This window comes from Rhizobium sp. WW_1 (genome assembly GCF_003610155.1).
Lineage (GTDB): Bacteria > Pseudomonadota > Alphaproteobacteria > Rhizobiales > Rhizobiaceae > Rhizobium > Rhizobium tropici_A.
Genome location: NZ_RAIN01000004.1, coordinates 182,127 through 201,233, shown reverse-complemented (window position 1 = coordinate 201,233; position 19,107 = coordinate 182,127). Strand labels below are relative to the sequence as shown.

Below are 19,107 nucleotides of genomic sequence, written 5' to 3'. Positions count from 1 at the left end.
CTGAGTTCGGAGGAGGAGAATGAGGGCAGTCCGTTTGGAATCGATCGGATCGATGGCCATCCACATGGTCGAGAAGCCGAATGCGGGGCCGGGAGAAGTCGTCGTCCGTGTGCTGGCCGCGGGCATTTGCGGGTCCGACCGGCACATGTACAAGGGCGAATATCCGACGGCGATCCCGGTGACCCTCGGTCATGAATTCTGTGGTCTGGTTGAGGAAGTGGGCGAGGGCGTTTCGTCGTTTGTCGGCGGAGAGCTCGTGACGGTGGACCCGAATATCGCTTGCGGCACCTGCCCCGCCTGCCGGCGTGGGCGACCGAACCTTTGCGCCAATCTGAAGGCCATCGGCGTGACGCGGGATGGCGGCTTTGCCGAATATGTCGCGGTTCCCTGCGGCCAGGCGTTTACACTGCCCTCCGACCTCGATCCAGTTCATGGCGCCTTTTGCGAGCCGCTCGCCTGTTGTATCCACGCCATCGACAGGGCGAAGATCCGTCCGGGCGAAAGCGTTGCGATCCTGGGCGGCGGCGTGATCGGGCTGCTGATGGTGCAACTGGCACGTCTAGCTGGCGCGGACCAGATCATCCTGATCACCAGGCAGCTGTCGCGGCGCGAGGCGGCCTTGCGGTTGGGTGCGACGCAGGCCATCGATCCAACGGCGACCGATGTCGTTGCCGCCGTCCGGGATTTGACCGACGGCGGGGTGGATGTCGTTATCGAATGCGCCGGCGTTCCCGAGACGCTTCAGACCGGTGTGCAGATGGTGCGGCGCGGCGGCGCTTTCATACTGTTCGGCGTGACGCCGGCGGGTCTGGCGGTGCCGGTTTTGCCGTTCGATCTGCTCGTCAACGAAGTAGACATCAGGCCTGCTTATCTTAATCCATTCACCCATTCGCGAGCCGCCGCCATGGTGGCGAGCGGGATTCTGGAACTGGATTCGCTGGTCACGAAGGCGATCGGCCTCGAGGAGGTTGCGGAGGTGGTTGGTGGGGTGCCGTTGCCCGGCGAGATCAAGGTTATCGTCCGGCCATGAACATGGTCTTCGGGCCCGGTCTCCTTATGCGCGTACGGGGCCGGTGGAGTCGCGTTCGATCAAGTTGACGGGCACTTTGGCGATTGCGCCAACAGCAGGCTTTCGATCCGCCGGCTGTTCCTCGATCAGAGCTTCCAATCGACGCACAGCCTGCTCGCCGACACCGCGGATCGGCTGGGCGACGGTCGTCAGCCGTGGAAAGACATAGGCTGCCTCAGGTAGATCGTCGAAGCCGATCACCGAGTAGTCCTGGGGTACGGAAAAACCGCGATCCTGAACGGCGTGAATTGCGGCAATCGCCGAAATATCCGTCGTCCCGATGATCGCCGTCATGTCCGGTCGTGAAGCCACCAGCGCCTTTGCAAGCGGATAGGCGGCAGTGAAGCTATGCTCCTCGGCCATGGTCACGGCGATGGGCGCGATGCCGCTCGTAGCCATCTCTGCTGTTATGCCACAAAGCCGAAGCTGAACCGGTTGACTATGGGCGGGGGCGCCGACAATGCCGATTGCGCGATGGCCGAGCTCGATCAGGTGACGAGCCATCAAGCGCCCTCCCTGCTCATGGTCAGCCATGACGGCATCATCGGCGATCCCGGGTAAATCTCGGTCTATGGCAACGATCGGGATGTGCGCATCGCGCAACGTCTCGAAATGTTTCGTGCTGCCAAAGGCGCTCGCCACGATGACGCCATCGACGCGCTGAGAAAGGAGCATCGAGATGTAGCGTGCTTCGTGATCGATGTTTTCGGCCGTGCTGCAGATCAGCGTCTGGTAGCCGCGGCTGAACAGGTCCTGCTCTATGGCGTGGGCAAGGATGCCGAAGAATGGCACGTCGATCGACGGCAACATCAGCCCGATCATCCGGCTCGGCGCACCGCGAAGCATGCGAGCGCCCTTGCTCGGCGTGTAGCTGAGCGTGCGGATGGCGGCCTCCACGCGCTCGCGAAGCTCAGGAGACGCATAGCCGCTATTATTGAGTACCCGGGAGACCGATGAGACCGAGGTCCCCGCTAGCCTGGCGATATGTCGGATGCTGGTCGTCACGTGCTCGTCGCGCTTCTTTCGCTTGCTGTCGATTGGTCCTGAAGGGGTGTCGCAGTGTGACTCATATGGATTGGAACTAAATCACCGTCGGGTTGCGGCATCAAGCGCGATGCATATGGCTTTATATTCGGTCTCGCAATTCCATCTAGGTGAAGCTGGTAGTGTATGCTAATATACAATCATTGAGGGTGGTGGCCATTGCGGAGATGGTTTCGGTATCTCGCGTAGATAGTCCATAAAATTCAATGAAATACCTGCCGCATGTTTATGAACTGCGTCTGGTTCTTCAACGAATTTGGCAACAGAGGCAGGCAGCGGGCTGGCGTGTGAGCATAGTTTCGGGCCGCCGCCACTCATATCGGCATTTATAAGATTTTTATATCTTCCACATTCCGGCCGTCTCGAACGTTAATGCAGTTCAGTCGCATATTGTATGGCGAAGATACACACGAAGTGGTCTTCCCCCTCGGCAGAGAGAAAAGAGGCGCCTCTTCGTCGGAGCGCGCCTTTCATCGCTTCTGCAGTCAACAATAACAATCAAGGAATCGCGATCGATGATGGACATTATTCTTGTCGGGATCGGCGTTTTATTCTTCCTCCTCTGTGTCGCTTACACCAAGGCCTGCGACAGCCTCTAGTCGGAGAGACGGCAATGCTTCTCGATTACATTCTCGGTGGCGGCGTAACGATTTTTCTTACCGCCTACCTGGTTTACGCTCTCATTCGCCCCGAGCGCTTCTAGCAGCGCTGGGTAGGGAAAGTTACCTCCATGACCTTCAACGGATGGCTTCAGATCCTCCTTTACATCGGGATCTTACTCCTGCTCGTCAAACCGCTCGGCGGTTATATGACGCGTGTCTTTACCGGCGAGCGCACTCTTCTCTCTTTCGTCCTCGGTCCTGTGGAGCGGGGGCTTTATCGTTTGTCCGGCACGAACGAACGCGAAGAACAGCACTGGACGACCTATTCGGTCTCCATGCTGCTATTCAGCCTTGCCGGCTTCATCGTTCTCTATTTCCTTCAGCGATTGCAGGGCAGCCTGCCGTATAATCCGGCCGGCATGACGTCCCTCGACCCGTATTTGTCCTTCAACACCTCGACCAGTTTCGTCACCAATACCAACTGGCAGAACTATGGTGGCGAAAGCACGATGTCCTATCTCGTGCAGATGGCGGGCCTCACGGTGCAGAACTTCGTGTCCGCCGCAACCGGTATTGCCATTGCGGTGGCCTTGATCCGCGCATTCGCGCGTGCCTCGGGTAAGGCGATCGGCAATTTCTGGGTCGACATGACTCGTGCGACGCTCTACGTCCTGCTGCCGATCTGCATCGTGCTGACGCTGGTCTACGTCTATCTTGGCGTGCCGCAGACGCTCGGACCCTATGTCAACGCCACGACGCTCGAAGGCGCGCAGCAGACGATAGCCGTCGGACCGGTTGCCTCGCAGCTGGCCATCAAGATGCTCGGTACGAACGGTGGCGGCTTCTTCAACGCCAATTCCGCTCATCCGTTCGAAAACCCGGACGCGATCTCCAACTTCATTCAGATGTTGTCGATCTTCGCCATCGGTGCCGCGCTGACCAACGTCTTCGGTCGCATGGTCGGTAGCCAGCGTCAGGGCTGGGCGATCCTTGCCGCCATGGGCGTATTGTTCATTGTCGGCGTGCTTGTCACTTACTGGGCAGAGGCCGCCGGCAATCCGCTCGTTCACGCGCTCGGCATCCAGGGCGGCAACATGGAAGGCAAGGAAGTCCGCTTCGGCATTGCTGCCTCCTCGCTGTTTGCTGTCATCACCACTGCGGCGTCCTGCGGCGCGGTCAACGGCATGCTCGACAGCTTCACCGCAATCGGCGGCATGATCCCGCTCATCAACCTGCAGCTCGGCGAAGTCATCGTCGGCGGTGTCGGCGCCGGTTTCTACGGCATCCTGATGTTCGTCATCATCGCCATCTTCGTTGCTGGCCTGATGGTCGGCCGCACGCCGGAATATCTCGGCAAGAAGATCGAAGCCAAAGAAGTGAAGATGGCAATGCTTGCCGTGCTTTGCTTGCCCTTCGGCATGCTGATCTTCACCGCAATCTCCGTGGTGCTGCCTGCCGCCGTCGCATCTGTCGGCAATTCCGGCCCGCATGGCTTCTCGGAGATCCTCTACGCCTACAGCTCGGCGGCGGCGAACAACGGCTCTGCCTTCGGCGGTCTATCCGGTAATACCCCCTGGTATAACACCACGCTCGGTATCGTCATGCTGATCGGTCGCTTCCTGGTCATCGTACCGGCCCTCGCTATCGCTGGCTCCTTGATCGGCAAGAAGACGGTCCCTGCTTCCGCCGGCACTTTCCCGACGGACGGCCCGCTCTTCGTCGGCCTTCTCGTCGGCACGATCCTGATCGTCGGTGGGCTGACCTTCTTCCCGGCGTTGGCGCTTGGACCGATCGTCGAACATCTGTCGATGATCGCTGGTCAGACCTTCTAAGGAATGATGTCATGAGCCAACCGCTTTTGGCCAGGCTTCGAAAAGTCATCGATCCACGCCCCTCAGACAGGGGGCGTGGCCCGGCCGGAATAACCTGTGCTTCCGACGCCATTTTGCTGGCGATGGCGGCCCTGTTTCTCGGCCTCGTCGTCTTCGGATTTTTAATCGGCTGATCGGCAGCGTTCCGATCTGACGTTTTCCTCTTCACGCTGGAGCCTCTTATGAGCCAGTTAAAATCAGCGAGTCTTCTGGATTCTCGCATCCTCGTTCCGGCTATCGGCGCCGCTTTCAAGAAGTTGAACCCGCGCACGCTTGCCAAAAACCCCGTCATGTTCGTGGTCGCCGTCGTTTCGATGCTGACGACCATCCTCTTCCTGCGCGACCTTATCACCGGCGGCGGCAATCTCGCCTTCTCGCTGCAGATCAACATCTGGCTGTGGTTCACGGTCCTGTTCGCCAATTTCGCCGAGGCCGTTGCCGAAGGCCGCGGCAAGGCACAGGCGGATTCGCTGCGCAAGTCGCGCACCGAAACCCAGGCGAAGCTTCTCGTCGGCAACAGCCGCACCGACTACAAGATGGTGCCCGGCACCAGCCTGAAGGTCGGCGATGTCGTTCTGGTCGAAGCCGGCGACATCATTCCGTCGGATGGCGAAGTCATCGAAGGCGTCGCCTCCGTCAACGAAGCCGCGATCACCGGCGAGTCGGCCCCCGTCATCCGTGAATCGGGCGGTGACCGCTCGGCAGTAACAGGCGGTACTCAGGTCCTGTCGGACGAAATCCGTGTGCGCATTACGGCTGCCGCCGGATCGACCTTCATCGATCGCATGATCGCACTTGTCGAAGGCGCCGAACGTCAGAAGACGCCGAACGAAATCGCGCTCAACATCCTGCTGGCCGGCATGACGCTGATCTTCGTCCTGGCGACGGTGACGATCCCGAGCTTTGCCGCCTATGCAGGCGGATCGATCCAGACGGTCGTGCTGGTTGCTCTCTTCGTCACCCTGATCCCGACCACTATCGGCGCCTTGCTTTCAGCGATTGGTATCGCCGGCATGGACCGTCTCGTCCGTTTCAACGTGCTCGCCATGTCCGGTCGTGCGGTTGAAGCCGCCGGTGACGTCGACACGCTGCTGCTCGACAAGACCGGCACGATCACCCTCGGCAACCGCCAGGCAACCGCGTTCCGCCCTGTCCGCGGCATCAGCGAACAGGATCTGGCTGACGCGGCTCAGCTTGCTTCGCTTGCCGACGAAACGCCGGAGGGTCGTTCCATCGTCGTGCTCGCCAAGGAGAAATATGCGATCCGCGGCCGCGACATGACGAGCTTGAAGGCGACCTTCGTGCCTTTCACTGCCCAGACGCGCATGAGCGGCGTCGACCTCGATGGCTCCTCGATCCGCAAGGGCGCTGTCGATGCTGTGGTCGCCTATGTCGAAGGTGCCGCCAACAGCGGGGCCGAAGGCACGGCTGTGATATCCCGCACATCAAGCGAGACGCTGCGCGAACTGCAGGCGATTGCCGACGAGATCGCCAAGGCCGGCGGCACGCCGCTTGCCGTTGCCCGCGACGGCCGCCTGCTTGGCGTCATTCACCTCAAGGACATCGTCAAGGGCGGTATCCGCGAGCGTTTTGCCGAGCTGCGCCGCATGGGTATCCGCACTGTCATGATCACGGGTGACAACCCGCTGACGGCTGCCGCCATCGCTGCCGAAGCCGGCGTCGACGACTTCCTTGCCCAGGCAACGCCTGAGATGAAACTGGCGCTGATGCGCCAGGAACAGGCACAGGGTAAGCTGGTCGCCATGTGCGGTGACGGCACGAACGACGCCCCGGCACTCGCCCAGGCTGATGTCGGCGTCGCCATGAACACCGGCACGGTCGCCGCCCGCGAGGCCGGCAACATGGTTGACCTCGACAGCGACCCGACGAAGCTGATCGAAATCGTCGAGATCGGCAAGCAGTTGCTCATGACCCGCGGCGCGTTGACCACCTTCTCGATCGCCAACGACATCGCGAAGTACTTCGCCATCATCCCCGCAATGTTCATCGCCTTCTATCCGCAATTGAAAATGCTGAACATCATGGATCTGGCAACGCCGCAAAGCGCCATCCTCTCGGCGATCATCTTCAATGCGCTCATCATCGTCGCATTGATCCCGTTGTCGCTGAAGGGTGTCCGCTACCGTCCGATCGGTGCAGGTGCGCTGCTCAGCCGCAACTTGTTGATCTATGGCGTCGGCGGCATCATCGTCCCCTTCATCGGCATCAAGGCCATCGACCTGGTGATTACCGCCATCGGCCTCGCCTAAGGAGTTCCCATCATGCTTAAACAAATCAGACCCGCCATCGTCATGATCGTCGCCACGACCGTCCTGACCGGCCTTGCCTACCCGCTAGCCATGACGGGTGTCGCCCAGGCGCTCTTTCCAAACCAGGCCAATGGCAGCCTGGTGGAGAAGGACGGCAAGGTGATCGGCTCCACCCTCATCGGCCAGAACTTCACGAGCGACCGGTATTTCCACGGTCGCCCGTCGGCGACAACCGCTGCCGACCCGAACGACTCGACCAAAACGGTTTCTGCGCCCTATAACGCCGTCAATTCCATGGGCTCCAATCTGGGCCCCACCAATTCGAGCCTGATCACTCGGATCAAGGGTGACGCCGCGACGTTGCAGGCGCAGAATCCGAATACGCCGGTTCCCATGGATTTGTTGACCACTTCCGGCAGTGGTCTCGATCCGGATATCTCGCCCGAAGCAGCCTATTTCCAGGTGCCGCGTGTCGCCAAGGCTCGCAACATGGATGAGGCCAAGGTCAAGGCGCTTGTCGACGCAGCTGTCGAACCCAGGGAGCTTGGCGTTCTCGGCGAGCCTGTTGTCAACGTGCTGGCATTGAACCAGGCGCTCGATGCTTCTATGAAACAGTAAGTTGAGCAGATTGAGACGGCTTCACGCCGTCTCAATCTCGTCAGGAAAGACAAAGCACTCTGATGGCAGATGACAGCCGCGACACGCTAAGCAGGCCTTCGCCCGATGCACTTTTGGAAAAGGCGCGGGCAGAGACACGCGGTCGGTTGAAAATCTTTCTGGGTGCTGCCCCCGGCGTCGGCAAGACCTATGAAATGCTGATGTCCGGCAGGGCGAAGATTGCCGATGGCGTCGATGTCGTGGTCGGCGTCGTCGAAACGCATGGTCGCCGCGAGACGCAGGCATTGCTCGACGGTTTCGAGATCATCCCCCGCGTCAATGTCGATTACAAGGGCAGGGCGCTCGAGGAAATGGACCTCGATGCCATTCTGAAGCGCCGGCCCGAACTCGTGCTCGTCGACGAGCTGGCTCACACCAATGCACAGGGCAGTCGCCATCCGAAGCGCTATCTCGACGTCAAAGAGCTTCTGGAGCGCGGGATCGATGTCTACACGACGCTGAATATCCAGCATGTGGAAAGTCTGAACGATGTCGTCTCGCAGATCACGCGCATCCGCGTGCGGGAGACAGTGCCGGATTCGATCATCGATATGGCAGACGACGTCGAGATCATCGACCTGACGCCGGACGACCTCATCAAACGACTGCACGACGGCAAGGTCTATGTATCGAAGACGGCCGAAAGGGCGCTGACCAACTATTTCACGCCTGGCAATCTGACGGCGCTGCGCGAACTGGCGCTGAGGCGTACGGCCCAGCGCGTCGACGACCAGCTCCTCACACACATGCAGGCGCATGCGATCCAGGGACCGTGGGCAGCCGGCGAGCGTGTGCTCGTTTCCATCGACCATCATCCTCGGTCGGCGTCGTTGGTCCGCTACGCGGCGCGCATGGCGTCACGCCTGCGTGCGCCCTGGGCCGCCGTTTATGTCGAGACCAACCGCTCCATCAGCCTGACCGAGGCGCAGCGCGACACGATTGCCGCAACGCTCAGGCTCGCCGAACAACTCGGCGGTGAAGCGATCACCCTTCCGGGCCGCGAGGTGGCGGAGGAGCTGCTTCGCCATTCTGCCAGCAACAATGTGACGCATATTGTCATCGGTTCGCCGAAGATCGGGTCGTGGCGCGATTGGTCGCGCCGTTCGGTTTCCTATGATCTCATCCGTAAGGCTGGAGATATCAGCGTCCATGTCATCTCCGGCAGCGATGCCGATGGCCCGGCCGCAAGCCGCGGCCTCAAGGTCGCAGCGCCGGCTCCGGTCTTCCAGCTCCGCAGCTATGTCCTGGCAACGCTTTACGTGGCCATCGCGCTCGGCTTCTGCGTCATCCTCGATCAGGTATTGGATGTGCGCAATCTGGCGTTGGTCTTCCTGATGGCGGTTCTGGCGAGCGCTGTAACGCAGGGCCTGCGCCCAGCGCTGTATTCCTGTATTCTCGGCGCGCTTGCCTTCAATTTCTTCTTCCTGCCACCGCGCTATACGCTGACGATCAGCGATCCGGAGAGCGTGCTCGCCTTCTTCTTCTTCCTCGGTGTCGCGGTGATTGCAAGCAATCTGACGGCGACCGTGCAGAGGCAGGCGGCGGCGGCGCGCCAGCGCGCGCGAACGACCGAAGACCTCTACCTTTTCTCGAAGAAACTCGCGGGCACGGGTACGCTTGACGACGTTCTTTGGGCAACCGCGTTTCAATTGGCCTCGATGCTGAAGCTGCGCGTCGTGCTGCTTCTGCCGGAACACGGCACGATTGCGGTCAAGGCGGGCTATCCGCCTGACGATACGCTCGACGACGCCGATATCGCTGCGGCGCGCTGGGCCTGGGAGCACAATCATGCCGCCGGCCGCGGCGCGGACACGCTGCCCGGCGCCAAGCGTCTTTATGTTCCCCTGCGCACCGGCCGGACCGCTGTCGGCGTCATCGGCCTCGACAGCGATCGCCGCGACGGCCCGCTTTTGACGCCGGAGCAGCAGCGGCTGCTCGATGCTCTTGCCGACCAGGCGGCACTCGCCATCGAGCGCGTGCAACTGGTTGCCGATGTCGACCGCGCCAAGCTGGCCGTGGAGGCCGACCGGCTGCGCTCCGCGCTGCTCACCTCCATCTCGCATGATTTGAAAACACCGCTTGCGGCCATCCTCGGTGCGGCGGGAACGCTGCGCGACTATCTGGAGACATTGCCGCACGAGGACCGGGTCGATCTCCTGTCGACCGTCATCGACGAATCCGAACGCCTCAATCGCTTCATTGCCAACCTGCTCGACATGACCAAGATCGAGTCCGGCGCCATGGAGCCGAACTATGCGCTGCATTACGCCGGCGATATCGTCGGGAGTGCCCTGCGTCGTGCGGGAAAGATCCTGACCCATCATCGTGTCGACGTGCAGATGCCCGTCGATCTGCCGATGGTGAAGGTCGATCCGGTTCTGTTCGAGCAGGTGCTGTTCAACTTGCTCGACAATGCCGCCAAATATGCGCCGGAGGACTCGGCCATTCGCCTCGAAGCATGGGCCGACATCGACAATATCGTCTTTCGGGTGATGGACGAAGGACCGGGCATTCCGCCCGCCGACCTTGAACGTGTATTCGATACCTTCTACCGCGTGCGCAAGGGCGATCAGGTGCGTGCTGGCACCGGCCTTGGCCTTTCCATCTGCCGGGGCTTCATCGAAGCGATGGGTGGAACGATCGCTGCCGGCAACAGAACGGATCGGCAGGGAGCTGTTTTCACCATCCGCCTGCCGAAACCAACAGATGTCCCTAAGCTGGATGAACTGAAATGAACACAACTGCCGTCAAGATTCTCGTCGTCGATGATGAACCGCCGATCCGCAAACTGTTGCGCGTCGGCCTCGGTGCTCAGGGCTACGTCGTCAACGAGGCGCAGAACGCCGCGTCGGCTCAGGCATCGGTTGACGAAGACCAACCCGACCTGATCGTGCTCGATCTCGGCCTACCGGATAAGTCGGGCCAGGATCTGCTGCTCGGCTGGCGGGAGGACGGGGTGCAGATCCCCGTCGTCATCCTCTCCAGTCGCACCGACGAGGCGGGTATCGTCAAGGCGCTGGAAAGCGGTGCCGACGATTATGTGACCAAGCCTTTCGGCGTCAACGAGCTTGCAGCCCGCATCCGTGTGGCGCTGCGCCATCGCCTGCAGCAGCAAGGCGAGAAGGCAATCTTCCAGACCGGTGGTCTCTCGATCGATCTGGTCAAGCGCATCGTCAAGGTCGACGGCAAGGAGATCAAGCTGTCACCGAAGGAGTATGACATCCTGCGGGTGCTGGCGCAGCACGCCGGCAAGGTGCTGACCCATCAGTTCCTGTTGAAGCAGATCTGGGGTCCGGCAGCCGATGTGCAGTATCTGCGCGTCTATGTGCGCCAGCTCCGGCAGAAGATCGAGGACATTCCCGATCAGCCGCAATATATCACCACCGAAACAGGCGTCGGCTATCGGCTACGCGAACCGGATTGACGCGGTAGGGACTTAAAGACCCATTATCGAGGCGATCTGGCCTCGATCGTGTGACGACCAATGCCATTTCAGAATTTATTGCCCGACCTTGAGTGCGACCATGGACCTTTCCACGATCATTCTTCCCGAACATGTCTTCGTCGGCGTCTCCGCTCCGACCAAATGGCGGGCATTGCAGATGCTGTCGTCGAAAGCGGCCAGTTGCTTCGGCTTGGATGAGGGAATGGTTCTGCGGGCGTTGGAGACGCGCGAAAAATTAGGTACGACGGGGATTGGCAATGGCGTTGCGGTTCCGCATGCCGCCCTTGCCGGCATGACGAGGCCGCGAGGTCTGATGGTGCATTTTGCCCATGCCATCGATTTCGAGGCGATCGACGACGTGCCGACCGAATGGGCATTCGTCCTGCTGTTCGGGGAAGGTGGTCGCAGCGATTATCTGAACGTGCTGGCGGCGATCGCGAGGCGTTTGCGGACTGAAGGCGTCCTGGCGGCGATGCGGCAGACGAAGAAGGCCGACGAACTCTACTCCGTGTTCATGTCCGACACCATCCTCTGACAGTGCGCCAATCGCGCGCTGATTGTTATTCGGGAATGTGATTTCACTTTTCCGGATTCTATGGGATGCTGTTCTCCGCAGTTGCTCAAAACGGGAACTGTCTTCGTTACTTTATACGACCAAGTTGATAGGGTTTAGGGACAAACGAAGGGGGTGCATTCATGCAGACGATTAAGCTTTCACGGCTTCTCGCCACCGCAGTTCTGATCGGCAGTTTCTCGATCGCGGCCGTTGCGCCGACCTTTGCGGCGGACAAGACGCTTCTCAATGTTTCCTACGATCCGACCCGTGAACTCTATAAGGACTTCAACACGGCCTTTGCCGCCAAATGGAAGAAGGACACGGGCGAAACCGTCAATATCAAGGCTTCGCACGGTGGTTCCGGCGCGCAGGCGCGCTCCGTCATCGACGGTCTCGATGCCGATGTCGTGACGCTCGCTCTTGAAGGCGATATCGATGCGATCGCCAAGGCGACGCACAAGATCCCGGCCGACTGGAAGACCAAATTCCCGAACAATTCCGTTCCCTATACCTCGACCATCGTCTTCCTGGTGCGCAAGGGCAATCCCAAGGGTATCAAGGACTGGCCGGATCTTATCAAGGATGGCGTGGAAGTCATCACGCCGAACCCGAAGACCTCTGGCGGCGCCCGCTGGAACATCCTTGCAGCCTGGGCCTGGGCCAAGCAGGCCAATGGCGGCGATGATGCCAAGGCACAGGAATATCTGACGCAGTTGCTGAAACATGTGCCGGTTCTCGACACCGGTGCGCGCGGCGCGACGACCACCTTCGTCCAGCGCGGTCTCGGCGACGTCCTGCTCGCCTGGGAAAACGAGGCCTACCTCTCGCTCGACGAGCTTGGCCCCGACAAATTCGAAGTCGTGACCCCGTCCTTCTCGATCCGCGCCGATCCGCCGGTTGCCGTCGTCGACGGGAATGTGGACAAGAAAGGCACGCGCAAGGTCGCGGAAGCCTATTTGAACTATCTCTACTCGGATGAAGGCCAGAAGATCGCCGCCAAGCATTACTACCGGCCCATCAAGCCGGAAGTGGCCGATCCCAAGGATATCGCCCGTTTCCCGACCCTGAAGCTTGCGACGATTGACGATTTCGGCGGATGGGCCCAAGCTCAGCCGAAATTCTTCGATGATGGTGGGATCTTCGACCAAGTCTACAAGCCGGGGCAATAAGGCTGGATGCATTCTATAACCCGCAAACGGTGGCGGTTACGGCAGCCGAGCGTCATTCCGGGATTCGGATTGGCGCTCGGCGTTACCTTGGCTTGGCTCATCTTTATCGTTCTCATTCCTCTGTCGGGACTGTTGTGGAAAAGCAGCGCTCTCGGCTGGGAGAAATTCTGGGCTCTCGCGCTTGACGTGCGTACGCTCTATGCGCTGCGCATGAGTTTCGGCGGCGCATTTATCGCCGCGCTCGTCAATGCCGTGCTCGGGCTTATCCTGGCCTGGGTGCTGGTGCGCTATCGCTTTCCGGGCAAGCGCATCCTCGATGCGATGGTCGATCTGCCGTTCGCGCTGCCGACGGCTGTGGCCGGTATTGCGCTCACGACGCTCTACGCGCCGAACGGCTGGATCGGTCAGTTCCTGACGCCGCTCGGCATCAAGATCGCCTTTACCCCGATCGGTATCGTCATCGCGCTGATTTTCGTCGGCTTGCCCTTCGTGGTGCGTACCGCGCAGCCTGTCATGGAGGAGATCGACCGCGAAGTCGAAGAGGCGGCGGCGACCCTTGGTGCGTCGCGTTTCCAGACGATAACCCGGGTGCTGCTTCCCGGCCTTGCACCGGCAGCGCTCACCGGGTTTGCGCTGGCGTTCGCGCGCGCCGCCGGTGAGTACGGATCGGTGATCTTCATCGCTGGCAACAAGCCCTATGTTTCGGAAATCGCGCCGCTGCTCATCGTCATCCGGCTGGAGGAATATAACTATGCCGCGGCAACGGCGATCGCGACGGTGATGCTGTTCATTTCCTTCACCATGCTTTTGATCATCAATCTCATCCAGTCATGGAGCAGAAGGAGATATGGCTATGGCGCATAATCTTTCCGCTGCCGCCGACACGGGTCAGTCTGTCATTACCGAAAGCCGGTTCGCACGCATCGTCTTCGTGTTGATCTCGCTCACTTTCCTGACGCTCATGGTGCTGTTGCCGCTGGCAGCAGTCTTTGTCGAGGCTTTCCGCAAGGGGGTTGGGACCTTCTTCGATTCCTTGGTTGACGAAGAAACCTTTGCTGCGATCCGCCTCACGCTGATCGTTGCGGGCATCAGCGTGCCGTTGAACCTCGTCTGCGGTGTCGCGGCGGCATGGGCGATCGCCAAGTTCGAGTTCAAGGGCAAGGCCTTCCTGACGACGCTGATCGATCTGCCGTTCTCCGTTTCCCCGGTTATCTCGGGTCTGGTTTTCGTGCTTCTGTTCGGTTCGAACAGCGCGCTTGGCCCCTGGTTGCAGAGCAACGGTATCCAGATCCTGTTTGCGGTTCCGGGGCTCGTGCTGGCGACGATGTTCGTTACCTTTCCCTTCGTCGCCCGTGAATTGATCCCGCTGATGCAGGAGCAGGGCAGTGCGGACGAGGAGGCAGCACTCTCCCTCGGGGCGAATGGCTGGCAGACCTTTTGGTACGTCACGTTGCCGAACATCAAATGGGGCTTGCTCTATGGCGTGTTGCTCTGCAACGCCCGCGCGATGGGTGAGTTCGGTGCCGTGTCGGTCGTGTCGGGTCATATTCGTGGTGAAACCAACACCATGCCGCTGCAGGTCGAGATTCTCTATAACGAATATAATTTCTCGGGGGCCTTTGCCGTTGCCACGCTTCTGGCTCTGCTTGCCCTCATCACATTGATACTGAAGACGCTGCTGGAAATGCGCTATAGCGAAGAGATCGCAGCCAGCCGGCGTCACTGAAGGAATTCTTGATGGAAGTTCGCGTTCAAAATCTGCGCAAGGAATTCGGTCGATTTCCCGCTTTGCACGACGTTTCACTGGATATTCGCTCAAGCGAGCTGATCGCGCTTCTCGGGCCATCCGGTTCGGGCAAGACGACGCTGTTGCGCCTGATTGCCGGCCTGGAAACGCCAACGGAAGGCAAGATCTTCTTCGGCGAGGACGATGCTTCGCTGAAGACCGTGCAGCAGCGCAACATCGGCTTCGTGTTTCAGCATTACGCGCTGTTCCGGCACATGACGGTGCTCGACAATATCTCCTTCGGCCTGAAAGTCCGCTCGGCATCGCGTCGCCCGCCGCGTGATGAAATCCGCCGGCGCGCAATGGAACTGTTGGAACTCGTGCAACTGAATGGCCTGGAGAAGCGCTACCCGACGCAGCTTTCAGGTGGACAGCGGCAGCGCGTGGCATTGGCGCGCGCCATGGCGGTGGAGCCGAATGTTCTACTCCTCGACGAACCCTTCGGCGCTCTCGATGCTCAGGTGCGCAAGGATCTGCGCAGGTGGTTGCGCGAAATTCACGATCGGACCGGCCATACCACCGTTTTCGTCACGCACGACCAGGAAGAGGCGCTTGAGCTTGCCGACCGCGTCGTCGTGCTCAACAAGGGCGCGATTGAGCAGGTCGGTACGCCGGACGAGATCTACGATACGCCGAATTCTCCCTTCGTTTATGGGTTCATCGGCCAGTCCAATCGGGTCAAGGTGCGCATCGCCAGCGGCGAGATCTGGTTCGACGACAAGCCGTTGGGGCTTAGCACGCCGCATGAGCCGGATGGCGAGGCTCATCTCTATTTCCGACCGCACGACATCGAACTTCGCGACGGCGACGGCGGGGCGATCGCCGGTTTGCTGGTCGCCAGCCGTCGCGTCGCAGGCACCCGCCATCTGGAAATCGATATCGGCGCCGGGCATGACGGCATCGAAATCGAGCTACCGCCGAACAAGGCCGATGCGCTGGATCGCAATCGCATCGCCTTCAGGCCGACCCGCTGGAAGCTGTTTCGCAACGGCGGGTGACCGGTCAATCCTCCGGATGACCGGCCGAGGCGAAGCCGCCGCCCTGATAGATGACGGCCGGATCGCTGGGATCTTCCGGCTGCGTTCTCGATAGAATTTCAGCCCGCCACGGAGCCGCGCTGTCACGCGGCTTCCAGCCTAGGAAGGCGGCGTTGCTATTATCCCACCATTGCTCGTCATTGTCGGAGACACCGTAGACGATCGTGTGGCCAAGCCGGGGCGCGTCGAATGCGCAGCCGCAAAGGGAAAGAAAATCGCGAACGCTGAACCAGGTTGCGAGCATGCGCGTGTTGCGTGGTTCGGGAAAGCACGAGCCGATGCGCACCGAGAGTGTTTCCTGGCCGAACTTGTCGAAGTAGAGGCTCGCGACCGCCTCACCGAACACCTTTGACACGCCATAGAGCGAATCCGGCCTTGTCGGCACCTTGTTGTCGATCCGCTCGTCCCGGCGATAAAAGCCGATTGCGTGGTTGGAACTTGCGAAGACGATGCGCGGCTTGCCGGCCGCACGCGCGGCCTCATAGAGATTGTAGAGGCCGATGACATTGCCCTGCACGATGAGATCGAATGGCTTTTCCACCGAGATGCCGCCGAGATGGATGATGCCGTCGACACCCTTGACCATCGCGTCGACGCCGTCGCGGTCGGCGAGGTCGCAGGCAATAAAACGTTCGTTCGGACGGAGATCGCTGATCGGCGCCAGGTCGGAGAGCACGACGTTTTCGGCGATTTGCGATAGAAGCGGCCTGAGTGCCTGGCCGACACCGCCGGCGGCACCAGTCAGCAACAGAGTTTTCAGCATGATTGTCTCCCGGATCGGTCATTTCGGCGGACAGCCTATAAGATGGTCCAGCGCCCGTCATCACATATATCGGTGGAATCGACATGAAGCATGTCGATGATGTCTAGGCAGTCCGCGAATGCATTTCGGCGCCGCTATCGAGCGTTTCCAGACTGACCACGGCTTTGATGGGCAAGTGATCGGAAGCAACGCGGGCCAGCGGCGAGTCATGCACTTCGACCGCTGAGATCATGCCGCGGCGGTTTGCCATGATGCGGTCGAGAGCCAGAAGCGGCAACGTCGAGGGAAAGCTCGGCACGGCGGGCGGCAGCGGCCCGAATGCGTTCTGGATGGTATTGAGGGACGAACGGTCACCGAGGCGCCATTCGTTGAGGTCGCCAAGCAGGATGGTTGGCGTCTCGCTGCCATCGTTCATGAGCTCGACGATCAGGCGCGTCTGCTGGGCGCGGGAGCGATGCAGCAGGCCAAGGTGAGCGGCGATGATTCTGATGCTGCCGCCGCGAACCAGTTCCAGTTCGGCGATCAGGGCACCGCGCGGTTCGAGCCCAGGCAGATTGATCTGATGGACGTCGCGCACCGTGCCCTGCTTGAAAAGAACGACATTACCGTGCCAGCCGTGCGCCTTGGTGACGCCGGCGATCGGCACCGGAATGAGCCCCGTCTCGCGCTCCAGCCGGCGCAAATCAAGGATTCCGGTGCGCTCCCCGAAACGCGTGTCGGCCTCCTGCAGGCCGATGACGTCGGCATCGATTTCATGAATGACGCGGCTGGTCCGTTCGGGATCGAAGCGGCGATCCGCGCCGACGCATTTATGGACGTTGTAGGAGGCGATCAGCGTGCCCTCGGGGCGGTCGAGCCCGCTTGCCGATCTCGGGCGCGCCTTTTTTCGATTCTTCAGGCTTTCCAGAATGCTCGCACGGAGACTTTCTTTCTTCTTTCGCATCTATCCGTCGACCGTTCCTTGATCAGACCATGTCGGGTACCTCAAGGCGAGTATAGGGAGCTATAGCTCGCCTTGTCATGTAAAAAGGCTGCGACAATGGCGGATCGCCCCTCAGGGGCACCGTCAGAGATAGGGCGAGCCGAGCCAGAGGACCTTTTCGACAAGTCTCACGATGAAAGGCCGTGCCCGGAGCTTTTCGAGATCGACGGGGTGCGCCGTTTCCAGGATTGCGCCGATATGAGCGTCGATCGTGCCGGCAAAACCCCGATCGAGCACCTCGAGATCCACTTCGAAGTTGAGCCGCAGCGAGCGAGGATCGAGATTGGAAGAGCCGACATAGGCCCATGTGCCGTCAATGGCCAAAAGTTTCGAATGGTTGAACGCTCCTTCGGCGCGCCAGATGCGGCAATAGTTCTTCAGCATCTGGTCGAATTGTGCCGTCATGGCGCGGTCGACAAGCACCAGATTGTTGGCCGTCGGCACGACGATATCGACCTCAACCCCACGCCGGGCCGCCGTCACCAGCGCGCTGATCAGTTCGCGATCCGGCAGGAAGTAGGGCGACATGATGCGGATGGACTTATGCGCCACCGACAGCGCGCCAATCAGCATCTTGTGATTGGTCTCGACGCTGCGGTCCGGGCCGGAGGCGACCACGCGCATGAAGACTGGCGCTCCAGGTTCGTTGGCGGGCGCCGCGATCCGCCATTCCTCGCCATTCAGGATTTCGTCTGCGGTGAAGCGCCAATCCTCGGCGGCCGTATTGAAGAGATCGGCGACTGCCGGACCCGTGACGCAAAAATGCATGTCACGGGCGCTGTGCTCATGTGCGAATTCTCGTGTGAAACCCTGACGGATGTTCATGCCGCCGGTAAAGGCGATCCGCCCGTCGATGGTAAGGATCTTCCGGTGCGTGCGCAGATTGGCATAGGGCAATCGCAGGCCGATGATGACGTTACCGTTGAAGACGTCCACCTTCACGCCGCCCTCGCTCAGATAGCCCATGATGCTCGGCACGGAATAACGTGCGCCGACGGCATCGATCAGCACGCGCACGCTGACGCCGCGTTTGGTGGCCGAAATCAGCGAATCGGCGATGCGAAGGCCGATCGGGTCGCGATCGAAGATGTAGGTTTCCATCAGGATGCTGCGTTCGGCACCGTCGATTGCGGCCTTCATCGCGGCATAGGCGACATCGCCGTTCGTCAGCATCTCGATCGTGTTGCCGGTACTCATCGTGTAGCGCACGACGCGATCGCCGAGTGTCTTCATCGAGCCGAAACGATCGCCGAACAGCTGCCGCACCTGTTCGTCATCGGCATCGAAGCTGGAGAGCTCGCCATTCGCATCCTTGCGAAAGAGCGCGTCTCGCTGCGAGCCGAGTGAGGCCCGGCGAATGCGATTGATACCGGCGACGGCATAGAGCAGGGCGCCGATGATCGGCGACAGGATGACGACACCGACCCACCCGATCGCGGCTCGGACATCCTCTTTGGTCATGGCTGCATGGATTGCAGCGGCGGCCCCCATCAATATCGATAGGACGGCAAGAATTTGGCCCCAATGGGCAGCCACGAGGTCGATCATGCCACGAGTATATCCTTGCCCGCAAAAGCTGCAATGAGCCGACTCGTGATCACCGCACCATTGATAGCGGTGTGAAACCTGAGCCCACTAGATATTTTTAATTGAACCCTGTTGCTCCCAGCAGCATACTCGGAGTGCTTCGGCTGCTTCGCTACCGCCCCCACGGTAACTTCTGTTTCTTGTTTGAAGCGCCACTGCGGTTCGAGAGTCGAAACCGGAAGAATGCCAGCAACGGCGTCTTGGTTGGCTGCTCGGGGGAGGCGTGAAAGCCCGCATTTCAAGAACGGGCATTGTTCATCAAAACCTTG

At 60.4% G+C, this 19,107-nt stretch carries 17 protein-coding genes; 13 read left to right on the top strand and 4 right to left on the bottom strand.

What is annotated here, in order from left to right:
* Window positions 1-19 precede the first annotated feature (19 nt).
* Window positions 20-1,030, top strand: a complete 1,011-nt coding sequence (locus BJ928_RS14060; protein WP_047629932.1) for a zinc-dependent alcohol dehydrogenase family protein — start codon at window positions 20-22, stop codon at window positions 1,028-1,030.
* Between the two features lie 24 nt (window positions 1,031-1,054).
* On the opposite strand, the gene BJ928_RS14055 is transcribed toward BJ928_RS14060, so the two are convergent.
* Complete coding sequence (locus BJ928_RS14055; RefSeq protein ID WP_047629930.1) at window positions 1,055-2,074, bottom strand: LacI family DNA-binding transcriptional regulator; 1,020 nt, start codon at window positions 2,072-2,074, stop codon at window positions 1,055-1,057.
* Between the two features lie 652 nt (window positions 2,075-2,726).
* Here BJ928_RS14055 and kdpF point away from each other — a divergent pair.
* From kdpF to BJ928_RS14000, 12 genes are all read left to right on the top strand, one after another.
* Window positions 2,727-2,816: a K(+)-transporting ATPase subunit F gene (kdpF, locus tag BJ928_RS14050; RefSeq protein WP_047629929.1), complete on the top strand. Its 90-nt coding sequence runs from the start codon at window positions 2,727-2,729 to the stop codon at window positions 2,814-2,816.
* A gap of 27 nt (window positions 2,817-2,843) precedes the next feature.
* Window positions 2,844-4,547 (top strand): potassium-transporting ATPase subunit KdpA, encoded by a 1,704-nt coding sequence (gene kdpA / locus BJ928_RS14045; RefSeq protein WP_047629927.1) that lies wholly within the window; start codon window positions 2,844-2,846, stop codon window positions 4,545-4,547.
* Between the two features lie 11 nt (window positions 4,548-4,558).
* The gene (locus BJ928_RS38810) at window positions 4,559-4,720 is read left to right on the top strand and encodes a hypothetical protein (RefSeq protein ID WP_183079408.1); all 162 of its coding nucleotides are present in this window, start codon (window positions 4,559-4,561) and stop codon (window positions 4,718-4,720) included.
* 48 nt (window positions 4,721-4,768) lie between these two features.
* Window positions 4,769-6,856 carry a potassium-transporting ATPase subunit KdpB gene (gene kdpB / locus BJ928_RS14040; protein ID WP_047629924.1) on the top strand — a complete coding sequence of 696 codons (2,088 nt, stop codon included), beginning with the start codon at window positions 4,769-4,771 and terminating at the stop codon, window positions 6,854-6,856.
* Window positions 6,857-6,868: 12 nt separating this feature from the next.
* On the top strand, window positions 6,869-7,474 hold the full coding sequence (locus BJ928_RS14035; RefSeq protein WP_047629922.1) for a K(+)-transporting ATPase subunit C: 606 nt from the start codon (window positions 6,869-6,871) through the stop codon (window positions 7,472-7,474).
* Window positions 7,475-7,536: 62 nt separating this feature from the next.
* On the top strand, window positions 7,537-10,248 hold the full coding sequence (locus BJ928_RS14030) for a sensor histidine kinase KdpD (protein WP_047629921.1): 2,712 nt from the start codon (window positions 7,537-7,539) through the stop codon (window positions 10,246-10,248).
* Window positions 10,245-10,937 carry a response regulator transcription factor gene (locus tag BJ928_RS14025; protein ID WP_047629919.1) on the top strand — a complete coding sequence of 231 codons (693 nt, stop codon included), beginning with the start codon at window positions 10,245-10,247 and terminating at the stop codon, window positions 10,935-10,937. The genes BJ928_RS14030 and BJ928_RS14025 overlap by 4 nt, the downstream gene beginning before the upstream one ends.
* A 100-nt stretch (window positions 10,938-11,037) precedes the next feature.
* Window positions 11,038-11,493 carry a PTS sugar transporter subunit IIA gene (locus BJ928_RS14020; protein WP_047629918.1) on the top strand — a complete coding sequence of 152 codons (456 nt, stop codon included), beginning with the start codon at window positions 11,038-11,040 and terminating at the stop codon, window positions 11,491-11,493.
* 161 nt (window positions 11,494-11,654) lie between these two features.
* Window positions 11,655-12,683, top strand: a complete 1,029-nt coding sequence (locus tag BJ928_RS14015) for a sulfate ABC transporter substrate-binding protein (protein WP_047629916.1) — start codon at window positions 11,655-11,657, stop codon at window positions 12,681-12,683.
* 6 nt (window positions 12,684-12,689) lie between these two features.
* Window positions 12,690-13,547, top strand: a complete 858-nt coding sequence (gene cysT / locus BJ928_RS14010; RefSeq protein WP_047629915.1) for a sulfate ABC transporter permease subunit CysT — start codon at window positions 12,690-12,692, stop codon at window positions 13,545-13,547.
* Entirely contained in the window at window positions 13,537-14,409 is an 873-nt protein-coding gene (cysW, locus tag BJ928_RS14005) for a sulfate ABC transporter permease subunit CysW (protein ID WP_047629914.1), read from the top strand. The genes cysT and cysW overlap by 11 nt, the downstream gene beginning before the upstream one ends.
* An 11-nt stretch (window positions 14,410-14,420) precedes the next feature.
* Window positions 14,421-15,467: a sulfate/molybdate ABC transporter ATP-binding protein gene (locus BJ928_RS14000; protein ID WP_047629913.1), complete on the top strand. Its 1,047-nt coding sequence runs from the start codon at window positions 14,421-14,423 to the stop codon at window positions 15,465-15,467.
* Window positions 15,468-15,471: 4 nt separating this feature from the next.
* Here the strand turns inward: BJ928_RS14000 and BJ928_RS13995 are convergent, their stop codons facing one another.
* From BJ928_RS13995 to BJ928_RS13985, 3 genes are all read right to left on the bottom strand, one after another.
* A complete protein-coding gene (locus BJ928_RS13995) occupies window positions 15,472-16,269 on the bottom strand; it encodes an NAD(P)-dependent oxidoreductase (RefSeq protein WP_047629912.1) in 798 nt (265 codons plus the stop codon).
* A gap of 103 nt (window positions 16,270-16,372) precedes the next feature.
* Window positions 16,373-17,212, bottom strand: coding sequence for an endonuclease/exonuclease/phosphatase family protein (locus tag BJ928_RS13990; RefSeq protein WP_047629911.1), 840 nt, complete (start codon window positions 17,210-17,212; stop codon window positions 16,373-16,375).
* A gap of 123 nt (window positions 17,213-17,335) precedes the next feature.
* Window positions 17,336-18,799 carry a phosphatidylserine/phosphatidylglycerophosphate/cardiolipin synthase family protein gene (locus BJ928_RS13985; RefSeq protein ID WP_047629909.1) on the bottom strand — a complete coding sequence of 488 codons (1,464 nt, stop codon included), beginning with the start codon at window positions 18,797-18,799 and terminating at the stop codon, window positions 17,336-17,338.
* Window positions 18,800-19,107: the final 308 nt, after the last annotated feature.

What these genes read in the sequence shown, in the direction of transcription:
- BJ928_RS14060 (WP_047629932.1), top strand. Translation starts at nt 20, where the DNA reads ATGAGGGCAGTCCGTTTGGAATCGATCGGATCGATGGCCATCCACATG.
- kdpF (WP_047629929.1), top strand. Translation starts at nt 2,727, where the DNA reads ATGCTTCTCGATTACATTCTCGGTGGCGGCGTAACGATTTTTCTTACC.
- kdpA (WP_047629927.1), top strand. Translation starts at nt 2,844, where the DNA reads ATGACCTTCAACGGATGGCTTCAGATCCTCCTTTACATCGGGATCTTA.
- BJ928_RS38810 (WP_183079408.1), top strand. Translation starts at nt 4,559, where the DNA reads ATGAGCCAACCGCTTTTGGCCAGGCTTCGAAAAGTCATCGATCCACGC.
- kdpB (WP_047629924.1), top strand. Translation starts at nt 4,769, where the DNA reads ATGAGCCAGTTAAAATCAGCGAGTCTTCTGGATTCTCGCATCCTCGTT.
- BJ928_RS14035 (WP_047629922.1), top strand. Translation starts at nt 6,869, where the DNA reads ATGCTTAAACAAATCAGACCCGCCATCGTCATGATCGTCGCCACGACC.
- BJ928_RS14030 (WP_047629921.1), top strand. Translation starts at nt 7,537, where the DNA reads ATGGCAGATGACAGCCGCGACACGCTAAGCAGGCCTTCGCCCGATGCA.
- BJ928_RS14025 (WP_047629919.1), top strand. Translation starts at nt 10,245, where the DNA reads ATGAACACAACTGCCGTCAAGATTCTCGTCGTCGATGATGAACCGCCG.
- BJ928_RS14020 (WP_047629918.1), top strand. Translation starts at nt 11,038, where the DNA reads ATGGACCTTTCCACGATCATTCTTCCCGAACATGTCTTCGTCGGCGTC.
- BJ928_RS14015 (WP_047629916.1), top strand. Translation starts at nt 11,655, where the DNA reads ATGCAGACGATTAAGCTTTCACGGCTTCTCGCCACCGCAGTTCTGATC.
- cysT (WP_047629915.1), top strand. Translation starts at nt 12,690, where the DNA reads ATGCATTCTATAACCCGCAAACGGTGGCGGTTACGGCAGCCGAGCGTC.
- cysW (WP_047629914.1), top strand. Translation starts at nt 13,537, where the DNA reads ATGGCGCATAATCTTTCCGCTGCCGCCGACACGGGTCAGTCTGTCATT.
- BJ928_RS14000 (WP_047629913.1), top strand. Translation starts at nt 14,421, where the DNA reads ATGGAAGTTCGCGTTCAAAATCTGCGCAAGGAATTCGGTCGATTTCCC.
- BJ928_RS13995 (WP_047629912.1), bottom strand. Translation starts at nt 16,269, where the DNA reads ATGCTGAAAACTCTGTTGCTGACTGGTGCCGCCGGCGGTGTCGGCCAG.
- BJ928_RS13990 (WP_047629911.1), bottom strand. Translation starts at nt 17,212, where the DNA reads ATGCGAAAGAAGAAAGAAAGTCTCCGTGCGAGCATTCTGGAAAGCCTG.
- BJ928_RS13985 (WP_047629909.1), bottom strand. Translation starts at nt 18,799, where the DNA reads ATGATCGACCTCGTGGCTGCCCATTGGGGCCAAATTCTTGCCGTCCTA.